This window comes from Pseudomonas sp. B12(2026), from assembly GCF_057767015.1.
This window is the reverse complement of the sequence record NZ_CM173430.1, coordinates 1307567-1323378: the sequence shown is the minus strand read 5'-3', so window position 1 is coordinate 1323378 and position 15812 is coordinate 1307567. Positions and strand designations below refer to the sequence as shown.

The 15812-nt window shown below is 62.4% G+C and carries 19 protein-coding genes, 1 tRNA gene and 1 pseudogene; 6 read left to right on the top strand and 15 right to left on the bottom strand.

Annotated elements, in window-relative coordinates; genetic code table 11:
- Positions 1-95 precede the first annotated feature (95 nt).
- Positions 96-842, top strand: coding sequence for a murein L,D-transpeptidase catalytic domain family protein (locus AC3B6A_RS06215; RefSeq protein WP_488401417.1), 747 nt, complete (start codon positions 96-98; stop codon positions 840-842).
- Positions 843-945: 103 nt separating this feature from the next.
- On the opposite strand, the gene AC3B6A_RS06210 is transcribed toward AC3B6A_RS06215, so the two are convergent.
- Positions 946-3819 carry an HD domain-containing phosphohydrolase gene (locus AC3B6A_RS06210; protein WP_488401416.1) on the bottom strand — a complete coding sequence of 958 codons (2874 nt, stop codon included), beginning with the start codon at positions 3817-3819 and terminating at the stop codon, positions 946-948.
- 2 nt (positions 3820-3821) lie between these two features.
- A complete protein-coding gene (locus tag AC3B6A_RS06205; protein WP_488401415.1) occupies positions 3822-4652 on the bottom strand; it encodes a substrate-binding periplasmic protein in 831 nt (276 codons plus the stop codon).
- A gap of 500 nt (positions 4653-5152) precedes the next feature.
- On the opposite strand from AC3B6A_RS06205, the gene AC3B6A_RS06200 reads away from it, so the two are divergent.
- Both AC3B6A_RS06200 and AC3B6A_RS06195 read left to right on the top strand, forming a co-directional pair.
- Positions 5153-6046, top strand: a complete 894-nt coding sequence (locus tag AC3B6A_RS06200; protein ID WP_488401414.1) for an alpha/beta fold hydrolase — start codon at positions 5153-5155, stop codon at positions 6044-6046.
- A gap of 151 nt (positions 6047-6197) precedes the next feature.
- Positions 6198-6271, top strand: a tRNA-Gly gene (locus AC3B6A_RS06195).
- Positions 6272-6365: 94 nt separating this feature from the next.
- Here the strand turns inward: AC3B6A_RS06195 and AC3B6A_RS06190 are convergent.
- The 13 genes and pseudogenes from AC3B6A_RS06190 to AC3B6A_RS06130 form a co-directional block, all read right to left on the bottom strand.
- Positions 6366-6650 carry a DUF3892 domain-containing protein gene (locus tag AC3B6A_RS06190; protein ID WP_488401413.1) on the bottom strand — a complete coding sequence of 95 codons (285 nt, stop codon included), beginning with the start codon at positions 6648-6650 and terminating at the stop codon, positions 6366-6368.
- Between the two features lie 98 nt (positions 6651-6748).
- Positions 6749-7753, bottom strand: a complete 1005-nt coding sequence (locus AC3B6A_RS06185) for a phage integrase (protein WP_488401412.1) — start codon at positions 7751-7753, stop codon at positions 6749-6751.
- On the bottom strand, positions 7753-9048 hold the full coding sequence (locus AC3B6A_RS06180) for a phage replication initiation factor (RefSeq protein ID WP_488401411.1): 1296 nt from the start codon (positions 9046-9048) through the stop codon (positions 7753-7755). The genes AC3B6A_RS06185 and AC3B6A_RS06180 overlap by 1 nt, the downstream gene beginning before the upstream one ends.
- Positions 9049-9189: 141 nt before the next feature.
- Positions 9190-10389, bottom strand: a complete 1200-nt coding sequence (locus AC3B6A_RS06175; protein WP_488401410.1) for a zonular occludens toxin domain-containing protein — start codon at positions 10387-10389, stop codon at positions 9190-9192.
- A 12-nt stretch (positions 10390-10401) separates the two neighbouring features.
- A complete protein-coding gene (locus AC3B6A_RS06170) occupies positions 10402-10728 on the bottom strand; it encodes a DUF2523 domain-containing protein (RefSeq protein ID WP_488401409.1) in 327 nt (108 codons plus the stop codon).
- The gene (locus AC3B6A_RS06165; protein ID WP_488401408.1) at positions 10728-12188 is read right to left on the bottom strand and encodes a virulence factor TspB C-terminal domain-related protein; all 1461 of its coding nucleotides are present in this window, start codon (positions 12186-12188) and stop codon (positions 10728-10730) included. Before AC3B6A_RS06165 ends, AC3B6A_RS06170 begins: the two co-directional genes overlap by 1 nt.
- A gap of 145 nt (positions 12189-12333) precedes the next feature.
- On the bottom strand, positions 12334-12564 hold the full coding sequence (locus AC3B6A_RS06160) for a major capsid protein (protein WP_488401407.1): 231 nt from the start codon (positions 12562-12564) through the stop codon (positions 12334-12336).
- 14 nt (positions 12565-12578) lie between these two features.
- Positions 12579-12791 (bottom strand): hypothetical protein, encoded by a 213-nt coding sequence (locus AC3B6A_RS06155; protein ID WP_488401406.1) that lies wholly within the window; start codon positions 12789-12791, stop codon positions 12579-12581.
- A 16-nt stretch (positions 12792-12807) separates the two neighbouring features.
- Entirely contained in the window at positions 12808-13230 is a 423-nt protein-coding gene (locus tag AC3B6A_RS06150; protein ID WP_488401405.1) for a DNA-binding protein, read from the bottom strand.
- Positions 13231-13460: 230 nt separating this feature from the next.
- Positions 13461-13691 carry a hypothetical protein gene (locus tag AC3B6A_RS06145; protein ID WP_488401404.1) on the bottom strand — a complete coding sequence of 77 codons (231 nt, stop codon included), beginning with the start codon at positions 13689-13691 and terminating at the stop codon, positions 13461-13463.
- A 3-nt stretch (positions 13692-13694) separates the two neighbouring features.
- Entirely contained in the window at positions 13695-14027 is a 333-nt protein-coding gene (pflM, locus tag AC3B6A_RS06140; protein ID WP_488403529.1) for a lysogeny maintenance protein PflM, read from the bottom strand.
- A gap of 70 nt (positions 14028-14097) precedes the next feature.
- A pseudogene (locus AC3B6A_RS06135) lies at positions 14098-14142 on the bottom strand (hypothetical protein); the annotation flags it as partial.
- A 29-nt stretch (positions 14143-14171) separates the two neighbouring features.
- Positions 14172-14387 (bottom strand): DNA-binding protein, encoded by a 216-nt coding sequence (locus tag AC3B6A_RS06130; protein ID WP_488401403.1) that lies wholly within the window; start codon positions 14385-14387, stop codon positions 14172-14174.
- Positions 14388-14523: 136 nt separating this feature from the next.
- Between AC3B6A_RS06130 and AC3B6A_RS06125 the strand changes: the two genes are divergently transcribed.
- The 3 genes from AC3B6A_RS06125 (at position 14524) to AC3B6A_RS06115 (ending at position 15805) form a co-directional block, all read left to right on the top strand.
- A complete protein-coding gene (locus AC3B6A_RS06125; RefSeq protein WP_488401402.1) occupies positions 14524-14790 on the top strand; it encodes a helix-turn-helix domain-containing protein in 267 nt (88 codons plus the stop codon).
- A gap of 237 nt (positions 14791-15027) precedes the next feature.
- Positions 15028-15468 carry a hypothetical protein gene (locus AC3B6A_RS06120; RefSeq protein ID WP_488403759.1) on the top strand — a complete coding sequence of 147 codons (441 nt, stop codon included), beginning with the start codon at positions 15028-15030 and terminating at the stop codon, positions 15466-15468.
- The gene (locus AC3B6A_RS06115; protein WP_488401401.1) at positions 15353-15805 is read left to right on the top strand and encodes a YuaM family protein; all 453 of its coding nucleotides are present in this window, start codon (positions 15353-15355) and stop codon (positions 15803-15805) included. Before AC3B6A_RS06120 ends, AC3B6A_RS06115 begins: the two co-directional genes overlap by 116 nt.
- The last annotated feature ends 7 nt before the right edge of the window (positions 15806-15812 follow it).

The window sequence follows — 15812 nt, the reverse complement described above, 5'->3', positions numbered from 1 at the left end:
TTGGTTAAAAAACGACCAGACCCTTGGTCAAAAATCGCGCACAATGCGGCGTTTCCCAGAAAAAACCATATCGATTCAACGGGAATCTTGTATTCATGCCGACTTTTTCGACCTTGTGGGGGATCTTCCGGATCACGGTCGCCAGCACCGCGCTCTTCGCGCTCGGTGGCTGGCAGAGTGCGACCGCCGCCCGCCTGCCGACGGCCGAGGAACTGCACCGCCTCGCCCCCGCCACCGATACCGAAACACTGCGCCTGGCGCTCAGCGCCCTGCAGTGCGCCAGCACCCAGCTGGGCGGCGGCGACCAGTTGCTGACCGTCATCGACTACTCCAGGCCCTCGCGCGACAAGCGCCTGTGGGTCTTCGACCTCAGGCAGCGCAAGCTGCTGTTCGAGGAGTGGGTCGCCCACGGCAAGAACAGCGGCGCGGACCTCGCCACCTCGTTCTCCAACCGTCCCAACAGCTACCAGTCCTCCATCGGCCTCTACCAGACCGGCCAGACATACAGCGGCAAGCACGGCCGCTCGCTGCGCCTGCTGGGCCTGGAGCCGGGCTTCAACGACAACAGCGAGGAGCGCGCCATCGTCATGCACGCGGCCGCCTACGCAGACCCCAGGGTCGTCCCCGGACTCGGCCGCCTGGGCCGCAGCCAGGGCTGCCCGGCGGTCCGCCCGCAGGTGGCGCAGAAGCTGATCGATACGCTGAAGAACGGCAGCTACGTGTTCGCCTACTACCCGCAGCAGCAGTACCTGAAGACCTCGCAGTTCCTCGCCGGGCAGAGCTGCAGCGTGGCGAAGAACCCGCAGATCAACCGTTACGCGCAGAATCTCGCCGGGCGCTGAGCGGCGCCCCCGTAGGAGCGGACCTTGTCCGCGAAAGTCCGTGCGGTGATGTTTCGCGGACAGGGTCCGCTCCTGCGAGAGCCGGAACGTGCGGCGTAACGCGTTACGCCTTCACACCCTCCAGAACCGCCAGCAGCGCCGGAACCTCCACCGCGTCCATCTGCTCCGGCCGCAGGAAGCGTTCGCCGTATTCCAGGTACACCCCCTGGGTCAGGAACAGGCGGAACAGCTCCGCGTCGATATGCTGGTCGCGGGCCATGAAGGCCAGGATCTTCAGCGACTCCGACAGCGTCTTCGGCGCCTTGTACGGGCGGTCGGCGGCGGTCAGCGCCTCGAAGATATCGGCGATCGCCATGACCCGCTCCGGAATGCCCATCTGCTCCCGCGACAGCCTGCGCGGGTAGCCGGTGCCATCCATCTTCTCGTGGTGGGTGGCGGCGATGGTCGGCACCCGGCGCAGGTGGCGCGGCAGCGGCAGGGTGGAAAGCATCATCAGGGTCTGGACGATGTGTTCGTTGATCTTGAAGCGCTCCTCCTCGGTGAGCGTGCCGCGCCGTATGCCGAGGTTGTACAGCTCGCCGTGGTTGCTCGCGCAGGGCGGCAGGCGCATGTCGAAGCCCCAGACGTTGCGCGGGTCGTCCTTGTCCACCGGCGGCTTGCGCTCGCCCCAGGGCACGCGGTGCTCGGGCTTGTCGGCGAGGAGGCATTCCTCCGCCGGCAAGGTCGGCGCGGGGTAGCCCTGCAGGCGCTCCAGTTCGTCGCGGGAAAGCCCCAGGCGGTCGTCGAAGTAGCGCAGCCAGCGGCGCTCGCCGATGCGCTTGAGGCGCTCGACGTCCTCGTCCTGCATGAACTCGCCGCCGATGTTGGCCTGGGCGACGAAGGCGTAGTCCTCGCGCAGCGCCTCATGCAGCGCGTCCCGTCGCGCCGCCAGCAGGCCGATGTCGTTGCCCTCGGCCATGCCGCGCCAGTAATCCAGCTCGATGTCGCGCCAGACCACCTCGAAGCGCGTGCGCACCTCGTGCAGGCGGTTGTACAGCGTCTCCAGCTTGGTGGCCTTGTCCACCACGTATTCGGGGCTGGTGATCTTGCCGCAATCGTGCAGCCAGGCGGCGATCTGGAACTCGTAGCGCTCCACGTCGCTCATGGTGAAGCTGGCGTACTCGCCATCGTGGCAGTCGATGACCTTCTGCAGCAACAGGTCGGCCAGCTGCGGCACGCGCTCGCAGTGGCCGCCGGTGTAGGGACTCTTGGCGTCGATGGCGTCGGCCAGCAGCTTGATGATGGCGTCCAGCAGGCGCTGCTGGGCCTCGATCAGCTGGCGCGTCTCGATGGCCACGGCGGCGGCGCCGGAGAGTTCCTCGACGAAGCGCTTGAACGGCTTGCGCGGCTGGCTGCTGTCGGCGCCCTCCGCGGCCAGTTGCAGGACGAGAATGCCCAGCAGCTCGTCGCTGCGATTGCGCAGCGAAACCTCCAGGTACTGCCCGCGGTTGACCAGCGCGTGATCCATCCGCTCGGCCAGCTGCCCCTCGGTGAAGCCCTCGATGAGCATCGACTGCGGGTACTGTTCGCCATTCACCGTGCAGGCCAGGCGCAGGCGGCAGTCCTCGTCCTCCAGCAGGTACACGGCGCCGCCCATGACGCCGGTGGCTTCCACCAGGCGCGAGAGCACGCCCTCGAGCATGCTCTCCAGGTGCGTCTCGCGGCTCAGCGTCAGGGTGATGGCCTGGAAGTTGTGGATGGTGCGCGACATGCTGCCCAGCACGCGGCTCAGGTCGCGCACCTCGGCGATCTTCGACGTCACCCCCACCGGCCGGGCGAAGTCGAAGGCCGCCAGGGCGCCCACCTGGTCGGCCAGCGCGGTCAGCGGACGGGCGATGCGCCGGCCCAGGTACCAGCCGATCAGCAGCAGCACCAGCAGCAGCACCGCGCTCCACAGGGCCTGGTTGAACAGCAGCTGGCGCGCGCCGGCCAGCAGTTCGGCGGCCGGAATGGCGATCAGCACCCGCACCTCGCTGTTGATGAAGTTCGACAGCGGCACCCAGATGCCGTACCAGCTCTCGCCGTCGACGTCGAAGACCTGGGGCACGCCAGCCGGTATGGTGGTGGCGCTCAGCCGGGTCAGACTGGGCACGCCCAGCTCGTCCAGGGTCGCCAGGCGCAGCTCCTTGTCATGGTGGATCATCAGCCTGGCCAGGTCCGGGTAGGCGATCACCGTGCCCCGGCCATCCACCACCGCCAGCTCCGTGTTGGGCGTCTGGCGCAGGTCGCCCATCTCGCCGCCGAGGTCGTTGACCGAGGCGTCCATGCCGATCACCGCCGCGCCGTCGACACTGCGGTGCGCCAGGGTCAGGCCGATCTCGCGGGTGGTGAAGAACACGTAGGGCCGGGTCAGCACCGTGCTGCTGCTATTGCGCGCCTCCATGTACCACGGCCGCTGGCGGGGATCGAAATGGTAGTCCGGCCGCTCCTGCACCCGCAGCAGCTGCAGCTCCTTGTCGTAGAAGCGCCACTCGCCGCGCAGCGCGCCCTGGTCGTCCAGGGTCAGGCTCTGCACCAGGTACTTCGACGCGTCCGGCGCCTGCAGCACACGGCGCACCTCGGACTGGCGCAGCGCGCGGATCAGCATGAACTCGCCGTTCGGGTAGCCGATGTAGACCGCGCTCAGGGTGCGGTTGGCGCGCAGGTTCTCCACCAGCATCGGCAGGCGCTCCAGGCGTGCCGGCAGGTTGTCGATCTGCGAGATGGGGTCGTGGGTCATCAGCCGCAGCGCGCTCTCCGCCGGGTCGATCAGCCGGCGGATGCGCTCGTTGATCGTCGCCCCCAGCTGGCTGGCCGACTCGCCCGCCGCCGCCACCAAGGCGCCTTCCACGCCGCGGTAGCCCTGGATCAGCAACGCGCTCGCCAGTGCCAGCATGCTGAGGATGATCGCCCCGGCCACCAGCAACTGCAGCGGAACGCCCCGTTTGAATACCTTCATCTTCACCAGCCTCTGTCCGTTGAGCCGTAGCGATATCCGCTATCGAGAAGTTCCGCCGCCGTCGCCGGCGACGTGTTGCGTCGAATGATCCCGGCCAGGCTGCCGTCCAGCCACAGCGCCTCGATCAGCCGCAGCCACTCGGCGCTCTGCGCCGGGGTGAAGCGCCTGCGCGAGAGCATCAGATGGTGCGGCGTGGACGGGCCGTTCATCACCTCGACCACCCGGAACCGCGCGCGCTCGCGGCGATCGGAGACGGCGCCCTCCAGGTTCAGCTGGTGGCCGACCCCCCCCTCGACGTCGCCGTTGAGCAGCGCGGTGAAGCGCGTGGTGTCGTCGTGGAACTCGACCACCCGCCCCTCGCCCCGCAGGATGCGCAGCATGGTGTCGATATAGGGGCCGTGGCGGTAGCCGGCGATCACGCCGATGCGCGCGCCGGGCAGGTCGTGGAAGTCGTCCAGCGACTGCATGTTGCCCAGCTCGACCGGCACGATCAGCTTGTTGCGCAGATAAACATACGGCAGCAGGTAAGTGAAGGCGCGCCGCGGCGGCGTGGCCACGCCGCTGGTGCCCATCTCCAGGTCGCCGCTTTCCAGCATCCGCCAGATCTCGTCGCGCGGCCGCACCGAGGCTTCGAAGCGGCAGCCGCTGCGCCGCGCCAGCTCGGCGATCAGGTCGGGATCGATGCCGCCGTCATCGTGGAAGAACACCAGGTTGCAGGTATAGGCGACGCGGACCGGCACCTCGCAGCCATAACGGTCGGTGGCCGTGGCCAGCGTGCACAGCCAGGCAGCCGGCAGGACCTGCAGAGCGCGCAGCAAGGGGTGCAGTGCCATTGACCCGCTCCGTCCGAGGTGTCGGCCTGAAGAGGAGCACGTCGAATTCGCTCATCCGCGGCGGGAAGAAAGGACTAACACAAAGAGTGTAATCGGCCCTGCCCAAAGCGCCGGTCCGGCGCGAAGAGAAATGTCACTTCGTCGGAATCCGCGCCGGCAGCCTGAACAATCGCCCGCCGGCGGTTGCGTGCCACGAACCCTCCTGCTTAACTCTGGCCCAAGCGTGACCAATGAGTCACGCATTACGTCCAAGAGCGCTTCATCGCGGCAGCCGTACTCCACGCCGCACCTTCCCTGCCTGATCAAGAGTCCTCATTCCGCGCCGGAACCGGTGCCGGAACGCTGCCTCGTGATTCCGTAACTGATTGAAAATTAAGAAAATATTAACTTTCGCCGTTTGACACGAAGCTGTCACGTCAAGGCGCTTTCCTCTGCCTGGGTAATTTCTTCGCATCCGATCGTGGATGCGTTCCTATGACCTGCGTCTGGAGGGAAACGACATGAGGCCGGAAACCGCCGTCGTCGAGATTCAGCAACACCGGGTACACACGGAGTTCCACGCCAACAGGGAAGCGCGCCAGACCATCATCCTGGTCAACGGCTCGCTGGCGACCACCGCCTCCTTCGCGCAAACGGTGAAATACCTGCAGCCACACTTCAACGTGGTCTGCTACGACCAGCCTTACGCGGGCCAGTCCAAGCTCCACAACGACTGCCGCGAGCCGATCACCAAGGAGTACGAGGCAGCCCTGCTGCTGGAGCTGATCGAGCACTACGAGGCCGACGTGGTGATGTCCTTCTCCTGGGGCGGCGTCGCCACCCTGCTGGCCCTGGCCGAGCGCCCGGCGCGCATCCAGAAGGCGGTGATCAACTCCTTCTCGCCGCTGCTCAACGCCGCGATGCTCGACTACCTGCACCGCGGCCTGGACTACCTCGCCGCGTGCGATCGTCCCAACGTCGGCAACCTGGTCAACGACACCATCGGCCGTTACCTGCCGCAGCTGTTCAAGCGCTACAACTTCCGCCACGTCAGCGGCCTGGACGAGCACGAATACCAGCAGATGCACTTCCACATCTGCCAGGTGCTCAAGCTCAGCGCGGAAAGCTACATGGAGAACTTCTCGGCCATCGACATCCCGCTGCTGTTCCTCAACGGCGAGCTGGACATCTACACCACCCCGGCCGAGGCGCGCCTGTTCCAGCAACTGATCCGCGATTGCGAATTCCGCACCATCCGCAACGCCGGTCACTTCATCGACGTGGAGCACAAGCAGGCCTGGCAGGAAACCCAGGACCACCTCCTCGCCTTCCTCCAACCCCAGCGCAAGCCCATGCTCTCCCCGGCGTACCTGCCCAACAACCAGGGCGTACCGATCGCCGCCATGGTGGGCTGATGCAGCCAGCGCACGCCACCGGGGGCCGGCCACCACCCACCGCCCCCGGTTTTTCATTGCGCCCGGTGCCTCCCGAAACCCGCACCATCGATCGTCCTCGCCGACCAAGGCTTCACTAAGCCTCCGCCTTCTGGTAAAAAGGCACCCCCAAGCGGGCGTCGTATAATGGCATTACCTGAGCTTCCCAAGCTCATGACGAGGGTTCGATTCCCTTCGCCCGCTCCAGAACACCCTGCCGAACCCCTGAAATGCCTAGCGTTTCGGGGGTTTTGCGTTTTGGGGGCCGGGAAGGTGTCGAAAAAGTGTCGAAGTACCTTGCTTAGGGGCACTCAGGCAGGCTGAGAAGGTTGTTGGGCTGTTCACCGTCATTCTGCGTTTTCAAGTACTTGTTTCCCGCTGCGCTCACCGCAACGATCACCCAGACAGAATGGCCGCCAGCGCTCACATAGAAGCGCCACTTCCCCGACTCGATGCCTGCAATCGCATCCTGCTGCGAAAGCTTCCACCGCTTACCATCCGGATTCACTCCGCCGATAGAGTGGATACGCTCATGAGCGCTGAGTCGATTGGTCTTGTTGATGCAAAGAACTTGATGGTCCGACATTTCTAACCTCCATTGTTGATGTCATGCGATGCACGCACAGGCACTACCGTCCTAATTGCCCGCCCAAGACGCTATCAAAAAGCCATCACGAACGTCACCTACCGGTTGTCGCCCATGCGAATTCCACCCAAGGGGTTGAAGCGGACAGCTTCAGACAGATGATCCTCGGAAAGATGTGCATATCGCATAGTCATCGACAGCGACGCATGTCCCAGGATGTGCTGCAACGTCACGATGTGTCCGCCGTTCATGATGAAGTGACTGGCAAAGGTATGGCGCAGCACGTGGCTGGCCTGCCCTCTCGGAAGCTTGATCGACGTGGACAGCAACACGATGCGGAACACGCCGAGGCAGTTGGTGAACGGCCCGTGGGTCTGCCAGTGCTGGCGAATTTCTTTAGCCAACCCTTCCGAGATCGGCACCGAGCGAACACGCTTCGACTTGGTATTGGCGAAGATGACCGTATTGCCTTTCAACCGCTCGGGTGTCAGGGCCTGGGCTTCTCCCCATCGAGCACCTGTTGCGAGGCAAATGCGAGCAACCATCTTCGGATGCGGCGAGGTGGTACGGGCATCGAGCGCGGCCAGCAGCTCGGCTACCTGATGCTTGGTCAAGTATGACAGCGGCTTTTCCTGAAGCTTCAGCGGGCGCATGCGTCCGACTGGATTCTCGTAGTCGATACTTCCCAATTGTCGGAGTTCGTTGTACATCGACTTGAGGTAGCCGAGCCGGTTGTTGGCGTACTTGCCCGACATGCCTTTAGCGACCTGCAAAGAGCGCACACGAGCCACTTTGGCAGGCTCCAGGGTCGCCGCTACGGGATCGCCCAGGTCCTTGGCTATCAGCCGCAGAATCGCCACACAGCGTTTGCCATTGGCGAGCGTCTGGCCGTGTAGCTCATACCAGAGTTCCACCAGCTCGGAGAGCTTGCGGCGATCCTTGGGCTTGATCGTCCAGTTCGGGTTCTCTGCGCATTTCTGGCGCGCGTTGGCTTCGAACTGCTGCGCTTCCATCTTAGTCTTGAAGCGCTTGCGGAAACGCTTTCCCTTGATCGGCTCGACATCGACAAACCAGCGGCCATCGGGGAGCTTGGTGATGCTCATTAGATCGCGTACCCCCGCTTCAAGTACCGATCATTTATGAGTCCAATTACGTGCCTTTCGAGGTCGCGAGTGCTGTAGCCCTTGGCGGTGTAGTGATCTTCGATCACGTGCCAAAATGGAAGCGTTCTCCCGACCTCCAGGGCCTTTTTTGGGGGCACGCGCTCCCGTGCGATCAGGCTGGCGAACTGGCCCAGGAACATCTCGCAGTTCTTGCCGGAGAAGCCTTGAGCTGTCTTGTAGTAGCGGCGGTATTCGGCGCGCTCGATGAGCGGATCTGCCTCTACCTGCACCTTGGTATCCAAAGTGATCAGAGACCAGAACGGATCGAACCACTTGGGGTTCTCCAGCAACAGGCGGAAGCTGTCGCAAGCGTATTCCCACAGCCCTTGCAGATGCGGGCAAAGACCCGAGTAGGTGCGGCAGCCGATCACCTCGCCAGAGGCCATCCGGGAGCCTTCGGAGAACTGCTGGATGACCGAGTGATGGAAGCGGAACTCGATGCGCCACACGGTTTCCAGTGGGTTATACGCGGGTTCGCCGTCGCCGAAGGGATCGCCATTGAGGGAAGCCCAGACGTTTTCCCAATAGTCGAGCTTGTCGGTGCTCCGGGCCTGTAGCGTCTTGTTGTAGATGCACAGCTGCAGGCCGTTGGCCGAGCCGAACATGAAGGTTTCACCACGCCCATACGTCGAGGCGTTGCCGTCGAACTCGATACGGTCGATCCCGTTGATCTGGCGTACCCGGTGCGAGCGGCAACGCATGCGCTCGATGAGGTCACTGGATGGCGTCCAGCCCTGCACGTCGAGTGCGAGGTGTACGGCGCACTGGTTCACTTCGCAGGCGGCCAGAACACCAGCGGCAAGGTCATCTAGCACACCCTGCAAAATCGACGGATCGGCACCGTCCAGGGCGTGGGGCGAGACTTCAATCTTGAGGTGCGACCCGATGTTCTCCAGCTTCACGTTGTGATTCTTGATCAGCAGGATCAGCCCCATATCGGCGTTCTGTAGCCGATACTGGTAGCCGGAGTCGCGACCGATTCGGCCCTTGGCCCACTGGTAGCCGGCAAACTCGACGATATCTTCCGGCTCATCGAAGATCGCCATGACCTCGGGGCGGATCAGGCCGTTGTACAGCTGCCGAACCGTATCCACGCCGCAACGAAGCAGGCGCACGCCGGACAGATCAGTGAATTTGGCGAGCTTGTCGTCGAAGAACAAACGCCCTTCGGGCGACTCAAAAATTTCGCCACCGGGCTTGAGGGTGACGCGGACTTGATGTTGCGGCTTGGTCATTGGAAAGACTCCAAATAGGAACAAAACGAAACTGGGTTCAGTGGGTTATCCGACGTGTTACAGGGTCGTCGGACCGGCCGCGCCGGGCCGATTGCGGTGGGCCTCGTTCCTCGGCTCCATCCGCAAAACGGGCCCGGCGGGCTACCAGAGGAACTTGCCTTGCTCGTGCGGAATGATGGTCAGCCGCGGGCCGTCGGGCGCCTGAGTGGCCAACTGCTCGGGCGGGGGTGCGGGTGGCGGTGGGGGTTGCTGCGCCATCTGCTGCTCGGCGGGACTTCGGTCGGGGATGGTGGGGTCGAAGTAGCCGTCGTGGCTGACGTTCAGGCAGAACTCGAAGCTGGTGGCGAACTTGCTGCCCTGCTGGGTGTAGCACTGGCAGGACTCGCCCTTTTGGACGGTGTTCTTCGGGCGCTTTGCGACGAGCGCCGGGTCGCTGGTGGACAGGCAGTAGATACGCGGATGGCTGACCGGGACGGTGAGCTGGTCGTAGACCGGGGCCGAGGCTGGCAGGTCGGGCACGCGGGGCGTTCGGCGCTCAAGGTATTGCTCGGTGGTCAGCGGCTTGGCCTCATCGCCGCCGCCCACCGGCTTGATCAGCGCGCCGACGGTGGAGCTGACCTGATCGACCACGCCCTTCTCCGTTGTGGCCGATAGGGCTGGCTGTGCGGGGCCGCCGCCGGGGCTGGCCGATGGTGCGGGGTGGGCGCCCTGGTCGTAGCGTTGGTAGGCACGGTAGACGAGGAACGCCGCGGTGAAGATCACCAGTATGGCGAGCACGAATTTCTTCGGCGGCTTGAAGGCGAAGTGATGTTTGGCCTGGGTGCTGGTGTAGACGCCGAAGTATTTCTTATCGAGCTTGAGGGCGGTCTTGTCGGCGTCCTTGAAGCTGGTCTTTTTCTCCACGGCCTCGATGACCACTTCGGATTCGAAGCGCAGCAGCTGCTGGCTTTTGAAGACCCGCCAGTAGTGGATGTGGCCGTTGCACAGGCGGCGCAGGTGGACGTCGATGTAGCGCGGGTCCTGGGTGACCAGGTGCACTTCGTGGCCCTGGTGGCGCATGGTCTCGAAGCGGCTGATGTGCTCCGGCGGTTTCTGCCGGGGATCGCGGACGCCGAACCAACCCTGGGCCTCGTCGACGACGATGATGGCGTCGTGGGGCAGTTCGTACCATTTGTACGGGTCGTCGAACTCGAACCACGCCGCCTGGAGCTTGTCGGTCTTGAGGTCGGCGACGTTGTGGTAGTAGACCACCCGGCCTTCCTTGTGGGCCTTCTGATCGACTTCGCGGATGGTGTTGAGGGTCTTGCCGTGGCCGGGCTTGCCGGTGCGGATATAGAGCATGGCCGGTCTCCCTTAGGCGTCGATGTAGTCGCGACCCGGCTTATTCCAGATCTGCTTGCGTTTGCGGTCGGTGCGCTTGTCGAGGCCGGAGAGCACGGCGCGGGTGACGATGGCGGCGAGGAGGATGTTGATGGCGATATCGATCTTGGCCAGTCCGAGGATCTGCTGAATCAGGATCGCGGTCTGTCCGGCATGGGAAATGATGTAGCTGCGCACCTGATCCAGGGCGAGGTTGATGCCGAAGTAGGTCGCGAAGCCGAATCCGAGCATGCGCAGGACCATCCTGACGAGGGGGCCGAGGATCATGACCAGCAGTTGCGCGATGAAGAGGAATTGCATCAGTCACCTCCGAAGGCGCGGCCGACGTACAGCGCGGAGAAGACGCTGGCCGCAATGACGATCAGGTAGCCAAGGTCGGTGGCAGCCGCGCACAACGGCTCGTAGCTGAGCGCGAAGGTGTGGCCGCCTGCGGTTTGCAGGGAGAAGGTCTTGGCTGCGGGGCAGCTGGCGGGCAGGAAGCGCGTGCCGCTGTTGATGAAGGACGGGAATTCGATGTCCGTGTCCTTGGCGAGCTCGAACTTCTCGCCCTGGACGGCCTGTCCGATCTCGCCCTTGTGCTTGTCGAAGTCGTTGAGGTCTTCGATCTTGCAGCGCAGGTCTTTCTGCTGGCGGAGCATGGCGCACTGCACGGCGTCGCCGGTGCACTTCAGTTCGGCGTCACAGGCGGTTCCGGAGGCGTTGGATTTTTCGCATTTGTTCGGGTCGGTGGCGGGGTCGCACTGCTGGTCTTTGTCGTCGTCGCCCTGCTCGGCGCATTTGCTGTCGTCCTTGGGGTCACACTTGCCATCGCCTTTGTCGCTGCCGTCCTTATCGGCGCCGGTGCCGTCACCGGGGGCATCGCCGGAACCGTTATCCGAGCCGGTGCCTTTTCCGCCGTCGCCATCCGTGGTGCCGTCGCCGGAGTGCTTCGGGTCTTTGCCGCAGTTCGGGTCGAGGCTGAAGGCACAGCCGTTGGCGGTGCCGTCAGTGGTGCTGTCGTCAGTGCTGTCGCCGGTACCGGGTTTCTTCGGGTCGTCCTTGCCGCAGTGGGGGTCGAGGCTGAACTCGCAGCCATCGCTGGTCGAGGGGTTGTCTGTCGGGGTCTTGGGGACGCAGCCGCCACCGGACGCGACCATGCCCTCGGGGCAGTTTTCGGGGTTGTCGGGGGTGTGCGGGCCGTCCGGGGCGGTCGAGGTGTCGGTGCCTGCCGCCGTGCCGCCCAGGCCCGGTTCGTTGTTGGCGACCTTGCCGGTGAAGCTGCCGAGGCCGAGGCAATAGCCCATGTCGGAGCCGTCGTTGGCCTTGGCACAGGTGAAGGTGCCGAGGTCGACCTGACAGCCGTCGACCTGGCCGTGCTCCATGAGCCCGTGTTTGCCGCCGCCGCTGACGTAGCCTGGGACCTTCAGGCCCCAGGGAACTTGCTGGCCAGTCTTGGCCTCGCAGACCGATGGGGGAACTACGCATGCGCCGGTCGCGGAATCCACCTTGGCACCGGGGCCGCAGGAGTCACCATAGCGGTCTACATAAAACTCCATGCTGGCTTGCCCGACCGAATTCCTGAACAAGCAGCGAAACTTCGTCTCGGACATCTTGGAAACGGTGACGGTGTTTCTCCCGGCTGATGGCTTGATTGCCAACTCGCAAGCTCCCGCCGCTGAGCTTGCTCTGCCATAGGGACCGTTCCAGTAGTATTCCTCCGCACTCGCCGCCAACGGCCAGAGCAGCCAGACGATCAGTGCAAGGAGAAGCCGCAGGCGCATCTTCACACCCGCCCGAAAAACACCACGGCGAACGCCAGGGTGGTGACGATGAGGACGAACCATTGGATGGTCATGGGCGATCTCCGGACAAAAAGAACCCCGCCGGAGCGGGGTTCGGTGCTTCGGCTGTTGAAGCGGTGGGGGATTACAGGGCGCGGCGCATGTACTTGAAGGCCGCAGCGGCGATCAGCAGGCCCATGACGGCCCAGCCGATGGTGCCGATGTCGCCACCCGCACTTTCGAGCGACTTGGTGGCCGACTCCGGTACATCGGCCAGGGCGACACCGACAGCGCCGAGGGACAGCGCACCGACGGCGGCGGCTTTGCGACCGAACGCCGAGGCGTGGCGCTGGAGATTGCGTTTCAGTTGGTTCATGAGGTGGTTCCTCGCTATTTGAGCAGTCGTTTCAGGACCAGAAAGCCGAAAGCGATGGCGAAGAGCGTGAGCACTTCGCCACGCAGCTCGGCGACCTGTTCCCAGGTGAGTGCAGAGCCGAACTGGCTCTGCATTTCCTCGCCGGTGAAGACGTGCAGGGTGCCGGTGCAGATGGCCGTGCCATTGGCGCCCGGCGCCCAGTCGCCGTCACAGGCGAGAAAATTCATGGTCGCCCTGCCCTACTCAGCTTTTGGTCGCGTCGCCGGGTTTGTCGGCGGCGGGCTTGTCGCTGGTCGGTTGCGCGGGACGCTGGGTCTGCTGCTGGGCAGCCGGGCGGGCCGGGGCTTGCGGGTCCTTGCCGATGGCGAGCAGTTCGGTGAGGACCTGGGTGTTGGTGGTGCGGCCGAAACGGTCCTGGGTCGGGCGGACGACGCTGGCGAACTTGCACAGCACCGGGGAGCCGGCGAAGACGATGCCGTCGAGCAAGGTCGGTTCGACGTTGTACTCGCTGATCTCGAAGCCTTTGGCGTTGCCGCGAGCGCCTTCGGGGATCGGGGAGATGGCCTGGACGCTGGCGTAGATTTCGCCGGTCTTGGTGGAGGTGTAGGTGTCGGTCTTGGTGACCCACAGTTCAACTACGCCGCCAGTGGTCGCAAACATGTTCATGTAGTGCTCCTTTGCCTTTTTCGGGCATGAGTTGGCCCGCTGCTGCAATGTGGGCGCGTGGTGGCCGTCATTCAGCGGGGGTGGTGGTGCCTTGGTTTTGGGTGTGGTGGGTGGCGGAGAGAGCGAAGAGCAACGTCGTAAGGGCGCTGCCCTTACCATCCCGCTCTTGCCGCCGAGGGCTCAGGAGCGCGGGGCGGTGGAGCTGCCCCTCACTCCCGAGCTGAGGCTATTCAGGGTGGTGCGCGGTCAAGGGTGCGCTTCGCCCGGCGCTCCGTTTGTCCGAACGGAAAAGCGTGTTCGGACAAGCCGGTGCGGCGGCCCTGGACCGGCTTGGCCTGAGCGCGGTTGTTCCGTTCGGACCAACGAGAAACTTCGTGCATCACAGCGAAGGTCGGAAGCACCCCGAAGATGAAGACGAAGAGCACACCTTCAACGAGGAAGGTCGCGGCATCAGTCGACATGGCTCAGCCCTCCAGCTCGAAGGGTTCGTGCACGGGAACGAAGGGGGTCGGCCTGCCGCTGTCGTAGACAACGTGCCAGTACTTCGGCGGACGGAGCGCGGGCATGTGTTTGTCGCAGGTAAAACCCCGATCCACCCGGTACGTCGAGTGGATCGATCGCCACACTCCAGCGACCAGCGCCATCGTGGTAACGACCGTGAAGACCCGCGTAAGGCGGCACTCGGTGCAGGGTGTGGATCGGGAGGCAGCGGGTTTCGCTAGTTCGCGACGGGACCAGCAGACAGAGCAGTCGCAGTCCGGTACGTGCGGTTGGTACAGGTACTTGCTGAGAAGCATCGGCGGGCACCTCCCCTTCGAAGCTCTGTTGAAGGCGGAAGACCAGCTCAGCATTCAGGGAGCGGAAAGACGCTTCGGCGGCTTGCTCAACCTGGGCACGGAGGGCCGGGGGCATACGGAGCTTGAACTGCGGATCGGTGCGGCTCATGCGGTCCACTCCTGTTCCAGCAGCCATGAACGGAGCAGCGCGCTGTTCACCATGCGCAGCTTTCCGAGCTTCACGGAGGGAAGGACACCTCGGTAAACCCAGGCGCGAGCGGTGCCGAACGTGACGCCGTTGCGTTCGGCCCATTTCTCGATGGGTTCCACATCTTGCTGCGGGCCTACAAGCGACGCGGGTTCCAGCTCTTCCAGTTCCATTCTCGTTCCGTCACTATTCGTGTCATTACTGATGCTATTCATCCATCAATATTTGATGGATGAATAGTTATGATTTTAGGTCGGCACAAATGCGCGACTATCAGCCGGTGCCGATAGAGCGTGGTGAAACGGGGAAATGAGAGAGCGAATAATCGCCATACTCGCGAGGAAAAAACTGACAGCTAAGAAGCTTGAGCAGTTGACGGGGATTGATCGCGAAAAGTGGTATGCACTTAGGAGAGGGGGTAGACGAGTCAACGAAGACGATATCAACGCACTCGTTGCCCTCGCTCCGGAGTACGCCTATTGGATGGTCACGGGAAAAATCGCACCGGAATCCGGGCAGACCAGCCCCGAATATGACGAAGCAAATGAAAAATTGCCCAAACCCAACGTGGGGTAGAGCTGACAGGGAAGGCGGCACTGCGCTGGTTCAACAAAAGGAACCGTCATGGATGAGAGAACAGTTCAAAAAATCATATTCACTTTGGTGATGATATTTGCCATTTATAAATTCATGGGCGGCCTTCAAGACTACGCATCCCTAAGAAGCCAAAACGGGGGAAAGCCCCTCAGCGAGCAGATCACAAAACCATCAGGCGAACAGTAGCAATAACACAGACAACGGATTTGTCACGTCATGGATATTGGAAAGCCAAAAAGCACTGTGGAGAGCGCCATCCCAATAAATGGGGTGATAGAAGCACTGGATCGACTTGGCAACCTGAAAAGAGAAAAAATAAAAAACACAAAAACCTACTACGAGGAAGTTTTCAATAAGGTTTCCAACGGACTAATAGTAATCGCCTTATCAATCTACGCAATCATACTTCTATTAGCTGCCTGGACACAGTATGTCAGTCCAATTTCAAGCACTGCAAAACATGTAGCCATCATAGCAATCATAATCAGCGTCGCAATGGCACTTGCCTCCCTATGCATAGTAATAACTCTCACCACCAGAGATGCATTCAAAAAAGAGAACAGCCTTTTTTTCAATATTCAAACAGCAATCCCAAAACGATCTAAAGAACGCAGAGCTAATCCAAGATATAAACCAACATCACCTCAAAGTCGCTAAGAGTCTTTTCGACACCAAGATAAAGCGGGTTGAAAGAAGACTAGGAATTCTCATAGGAGGAGGCAGCCTCACCATATTAACAACCCTAAAAACCGGCTGGGAAACATTCGAAAAACTTGACGAAAAAGGAATTTCAATCTGGCGCATATTGACCGGAGGCTATGCTGATAACTGGACAAATTTCTTGGTTTACGCCGCAACCGTAATAGTCACCAGTTGCGTCGCTGCTGCTCTTTCCGCATCCCTGGAGCTAAGAAAATTTCGCTACGCTGTCGAGATTGCCGAGCTTAGCCAAATTTTAAGAAACGAAACTAAGTCTGAGCAACCAAATAAATAGCGACCAG